Here is a 5,555-nt window from a genome sequence, read left to right as displayed (position 1 = left end):
TTTTGTCCCTCTAAAAATATCAATATGCTTCCTGTAAAAATTTGATATATCAATAAACCTATCCACTTTAAAATCAAAAGTTGATTTTCTAAAGTCAAGAATAAATCCCTTTATATCACTTGGTATTATATTATTATTAAACGCATGCTCCCAGGAAGAAAAGATATCTTCTAAGGAAATTGGTCCATAGTAAAACTTATAAAGAATATTTAACTCTGAGTTAAATTTATATGTGTAAAAGTCCTTCATTAGTGGCTGGGGTTAGTCATTAGCGTAGTAAGTAATAAGCTACCAATAAACGAAAAAAAGCTCACAATAAATCAGTTTATTATGAGCTTTTTAAACATCTTTCACAAAGAATATTAATAAAAATTTAATCCAATTAAGCTTCTTTATCTCTTTCAGCTTTATTAAGTTCAACCAAGAAATCTGCAGTCGCTAAATTCAAAGCTATAGGTACATTATTGAGTACTGCAGTTCTGATTAATGTTTGGATATCATGCTCATGCCCGTGAGGTGTTTCAGCGTCGATCAGGAAGATAACTTCATCAACTTTACCTTCTAATATTTGAGCAGCCAAAAGAATATCTCCTCCATTGGGTCCATGGCCGAATCCCTCAACTTCAAGATCTAAAACCGAGTTCAGTAATTTTGAGGTATTCGTAGTCCCAATTAATTTGTGCTTTTTCAATTCGTCCTTATGACGTTTCACCCAAGCTAACATTTCACTTTTCTTCTGGTTATGAGCGACTAAAGCAATTCTTTTCATACGTTATATTATTAGTTTTTTGAGTTCTCTGAATATCTGGTTTCAAATAATGAGCAGATACACACATATTTGAAAAACCACTGGTCGTTTTAACTTAAACTTTTAAGCGTCATTCAAAAATAATTACATTCTGCATAAAAATAGATATTCTAAAGTTAAATAATGATTATTATAGCTTTGGGGTTTAGCGAAATCTCTTATATTTGTTAGTAATTTGATTTTCATTATATTAAATTTGCACCCATATGAATACAAGATATAAGATACTATTTATTACATTCCTTTGTTTAGCTATTGGGATGAGTGCCTGCAAGGAAGAAAAGAAAACCTTGAAAAACCCAAAGACGACTAAGAAAATTGTAAAGGCTAAAAAAGAACACAAAAAACCTACTGAGAAGGTCGTTCCTAAAGAAGTCGTAGAAAAAGCCATAAATAAATATTTTTTGATTTCGGCAAGTTTTAAAAATCAAGCTAACGCGAAAAGAATGCAATCTAAGCTTCAGAAAGAAGGTTATGATTCTCAGATAATTCCTGCACCAAACAATTTTTACCGTGTATCCTATAAAGGATTTTCTAAGCGTGATGAAGCATTCAAAGAATTGAAAATAGCACGATCGACCAAAGGACGAGAACGTGTTTGGTTGCATATAAAGCATTAACTATATTTAATCCTATGAAGTCGTTTAAATACAGCTTAATTTCACTTGTATTAATCCTATCAGCTTGCAGTAAAAAAGAACTGACAAAACTTGATGGAACTAATATTGTTGAGCTTACGGCAAATAGAGAAATACCTAAAGCTCCTTCGGCTGACAGTCAACAATTATCCCAAAAGTTCTCTTTAACTCAAATTCTTGAGAACAGAGCCTTGTTTAACTACCATATCGTTGGAGGAAGTAGTAAAAGAAAAAATACGGCTCTAAACTTGAGCCAGCAACTTTATAAAAAAGGTTACCCCTGTAGAGTAATTGAAACAAATGGTAAATACCGAGTTGTCATCCAATCATTCTCTAATAAGAAGGTAGCCGTAAGGGAATTAAAAAGATTAAAAAAATTGAATCACAAACCTGATTTGTGGATTTTAAAAGAATAAAAAAGAGCTCATATGAGCTCTTTTTTTTTGTGCTTTTATATGTTAAGATTAAATGCCTATTGAAACAAGAATGTTCCACAGACAACTGTGAACCCTAATAGGAAACCCACATAAATTTGACTTGGCTTGTGTACTTCTAATTTTAGACGTGAAAAGGCTAAAAGGCCTGCTGCCAAAATAGCCATCATAAATACGGTGCGCAGTGAAGTGGAAAAACGTATGGAGAATGCGAATATTAAAGCACATAAACCGCCAATACCCGCCATATGCAGACTTATCTTCCACCAGTAAGAGATTATCAACAGTAAAGTCAAACTAATAATACCTGCAAGCTGTAAACGTGCGAATATATTTGTTCCAGGTAACTTCATCAAAAGATAAAACCCTAAACTGTAGGATAAGATTGCCAAAGCCAAAGGAATCATTCTATCCTTACGTTCAGTCAGACTATAGCTACTGATAAGTGAGTAGGATTTTAATAGAGGTAAACAACTTATAGGTAATAATATGGTCGTAATAAAAACAATCATATATATAGCCTTTACCAATGTCAGTGGTGTGAAATCGAGAAAAGTATTGGAATGGAAAATTAAATATATGGCATATAAGGGCATTAGTATAGGATGGGCAAGCCCCGATATTATTCTGGAATTATTCATGGAATTCAACTGTTTATTTTAGAGTTCTTTTCTTAATCGCGCTACAGGAATATTCAACTGTTCACGATATTTAGCTACTGTTCTTCGAGCAATTACGTAAGATTTTTCTTTCAGAATTGCAGTCAGCTTATCATCGGTAAGTGGTTTTTTCTTGTCTTCATTATCGACACACTCTTTAAGAATATTCTTAATTTCACGAGTAGATACTTCTTCACCAGTATCGGTTTGTAAACCTTCTGAAAAGAAATATTTCAATGAAAAAATACCAAAATGTGTTTGAATGTATTTAGAGTTTGAAACACGTGAAATCGTTGAAATATCCAAAGAGGTTAGCTCTGAAATATCTTTTAAAATCATGGGTCTCAATTTCTTTTCATCACCCTCTATAAAATACTCACGCTGAAAATCAATAATGGCTTTCATACTCAACATTAGGGTGTTTTGGCGTTGACGAATAGCATCAATAAACCATTTGGCTGAATCAAGCTTTTGTTTGACAAACATGACAGCATCTTTCTGTTCCCGTGATTGATTATCCTTATTTGTAGAATAATCGTGAATCATATCAGCATAAGATCTATTGATATGCAAATCGGGAACATTGCGAGAATTTAAACTTAAATTCAATTCTCCATCTTCCTCTTCGAGAATAAAATCAGGAATTATAGTTGGCGAAGGCTTAGACATTGGATTAACAAAGGCACCACCGGGTTTTGGATTTAGCTTTAAAATCTCATCTACCGCACATTTAAAATCTTCATCGTTTAGATTTAAACGTTTCTGAATTTTATCATAATGCTTGCGAGTAAATTCATCGAAATATTTTTTAAGTATCTGATGAGCAACTTTCACATCTGGATTATGGGAACCCTTACGTTTGATTTGCAGCAGTAAACATTCCTGTAAATCGCGAGCACCAATACCAACAGGATCAAAATCCTGAATAACATGTAGCAGCTCCACCAATTCTTCAAAGGTCGTATTTATACCTGTAGAAAAAGCTAAATCATCAACGATACTATCAATATCGCGGCGCAAGTAGCCATCTTCATCTATATTACCAATCAGATATTCGGCCAAAGCAGCTTTTTCAGGTGTTAGTATTCTTAGCCCCAACTGAGATATTAATTGTTCATGAAAGGTTGTCCCTCCAGAGAAAGGAATATCCTCGTGCTTATCGTCTTTAGAAAAGTTTTGAGCAGCTAATTTATATGAAGGTGTGTCATCATCGTCCATATAATCTTCCAGTGAAAATTCTTCCTGGTCTTTATCTTTTACTTCCTTATCCTCTTCCTGAAAATCATCCTGAACAGTTTCTTCACCTCCACCTTCGTCAAGAACAGGATTTTCTTCCAACTCTTTTTTTATTCTTTCTTCGAGTTGCAGAGTAGGAAGCTCCAAAAGTTTGATCACCTGAATTTGTTGAGGTGATAACTTTTGTAATAATTTTTGTTGTAGGCTCTGCTTCAGCATATATTCTTGTAGACTAATAGATTTGAGATAATAAGATTTGAGATGAAATAAAAGATCACCATGCAATTCTCGTAGACAATAAAAGTGCCAAAAACCTTAATCGTCATGTTTGAAGGCTAAATATACTCAGAATGATGGAATCAGCACAAATAGATTGTTGAATTGTTGCTTCTTTGGCTTGTTATTTACTCAACAATTAGTTTCATTATTAAATAAATCTGTATGATTATTCGAAAAAGACAAACTTAAGAATCAAGCGCAAAGAACACGAAGTTAATTCGCAGAGAACACTAAGGAAGAATGTTTTAATGCGATCCCCAAAAAGTAATCTCTATGGATAGTTTGAATTAATTCTCACGGTTTCTGATCGGAGTCAAAGAATGGAGAAATGCCTCAAGAAGATTATGTATTGAAGTAAAATTAAGCACAAAAAAAGTCGATTCAATTATGAACCGACTTGATATTATATTTTGATCTGAAATATTAAAATTCAGCATTCTTTGGTGTACGTGGAAAAGGAATTACGTCGCGAATATTACCCATACCAGTAACAAACAGCATCATACGCTCAAAACCTAATCCGAAACCTGAGTGAGTTGCCGTTCCAAAACGACGAGTATCTAAATACCAATCCAGATCTTCAGTTGGAACACCCATCTCTTTCATGCGAGTTGTTAATTTATCGTAATCTTCTTCACGTTGAGACCCACCAACAATTTCGCCAATACCTGGGAATAGAATATCCATAGCCGCTACGGTTTTTCCATCATCATTCTGTTTCATATAGAACGACTTGATCTCCTTTGGATAATCAATCAGGATAACAGGTTTTTTGAATTTCTTCTCAACCAGGTAACGCTCGTGTTCCGATTGAAGATCAGCTCCCCAACCTTCAATCACATATTGAAATTTCTTATTCTTGTTTGGCTTAGAGTTACGCAGAATATCGATAGCTTCAGTGTAAGTCAAACGAACAAAGTCGTCCTCCAATACAAATCTCAACTTCTCAATCAATTCCATCGACTGGTCTGCAGCTTTCTTGCCTTTTTCTTCTTCCTGAAGACGCTTGCTTAGGAATTCAAGATCGCTCATACAGTTATCCAAAGCATACTTAATCATATACTTCAAAAACTCCTCGGCCAAATCCATATTGTCTACAATATCGTAGAATGCCATTTCTGGCTCAATCATCCAGAACTCAGCAAGGTGACGGGTTGTATTTGAATTCTCGGCACGGAAAGTAGGACCAAAGGTGTAAATTTCACCCAAAGCCATAGCACCAAGCTCACCTTCTAGCTGACCAGAAACGGTTAGGTTGGTCTCCTTACCAAAGAAATCTTCTTTATAGTTAATGCTTCCATCCTCGTTTAAAGGCGGATTTTTAGGATCTAAAGTTGATACTCTAAACATTTCACCAGCTCCCTCGGCATCAGAACCGGTGATAAGTGGTGTGTGCATGTAGAAGAATCCCTTCTTGTTGAAAAACTCGTGCACAGCAAAAGCCATGGCATGACGAATACGAAATACTGCTGAAAAGGTATTGGTACGGAAACGTAAATGA

General features: G+C 34.6%; 7 protein-coding genes. 2 read left to right on the top strand and 5 right to left on the bottom strand.

From position 1 onward, the window contains the following. Nucleotides 1-249 (bottom strand): hypothetical protein (locus tag ABY905_RS13435; RefSeq protein WP_372644723.1); only part of this gene is annotated, 249 nt, incomplete at its 3' end. A 133-nt stretch (nt 250-382) separates the two neighbouring features. Beyond that, the gene (locus ABY905_RS13430; protein ID WP_372644721.1) at nt 383-769 is read right to left on the bottom strand and encodes a methylglyoxal synthase; all 387 of its coding nucleotides are present in this window, start codon (nt 767-769) and stop codon (nt 383-385) included. A 245-nt stretch (nt 770-1,014) separates the two neighbouring features. Here ABY905_RS13430 and ABY905_RS13425 point away from each other — a divergent pair, with 245 nt between their 5' ends. Both ABY905_RS13425 and ABY905_RS13420 read left to right on the top strand, forming a co-directional pair. After that, nucleotides 1,015-1,428, top strand: a complete 414-nt coding sequence (locus ABY905_RS13425) for an SPOR domain-containing protein (protein WP_372644719.1) — start codon at nt 1,015-1,017, stop codon at nt 1,426-1,428. 14 nt (nt 1,429-1,442) lie between these two features. Then, entirely contained in the window at nt 1,443-1,862 is a 420-nt protein-coding gene (locus tag ABY905_RS13420; protein ID WP_372644717.1) for an SPOR domain-containing protein, read from the top strand. Nucleotides 1,863-1,918: 56 nt separating this feature from the next. Here ABY905_RS13420 and ABY905_RS13415 read toward each other — a convergent pair whose 3' ends face one another. From ABY905_RS13415 to asnS, 3 genes are all read right to left on the bottom strand, one after another. Then, nucleotides 1,919-2,521, bottom strand: coding sequence for a hypothetical protein (locus tag ABY905_RS13415; RefSeq protein WP_372644715.1), 603 nt, complete (start codon nt 2,519-2,521; stop codon nt 1,919-1,921). Nucleotides 2,522-2,539: 18 nt separating this feature from the next. Beyond that, nucleotides 2,540-3,994 carry an RNA polymerase factor sigma-54 gene (gene rpoN / locus ABY905_RS13410; RefSeq protein ID WP_372644713.1) on the bottom strand — a complete coding sequence of 485 codons (1,455 nt, stop codon included), beginning with the start codon at nt 3,992-3,994 and terminating at the stop codon, nt 2,540-2,542. A 483-nt stretch (nt 3,995-4,477) separates the two neighbouring features. After that, on the bottom strand, nt 4,478-5,555 hold a 1,078-nt coding region (gene asnS / locus ABY905_RS13405; protein WP_372644711.1), incomplete at its 5' end, for an asparagine--tRNA ligase.

Origin of the sequence: Ancylomarina sp. (genome assembly GCF_041555295.1) — a bacterium.
Classification (GTDB): Bacteria; Bacteroidota; Bacteroidia; order Bacteroidales; family Marinifilaceae; genus Ancylomarina.
This window is presented reverse-complemented; position numbering and strand designations above follow the sequence as displayed.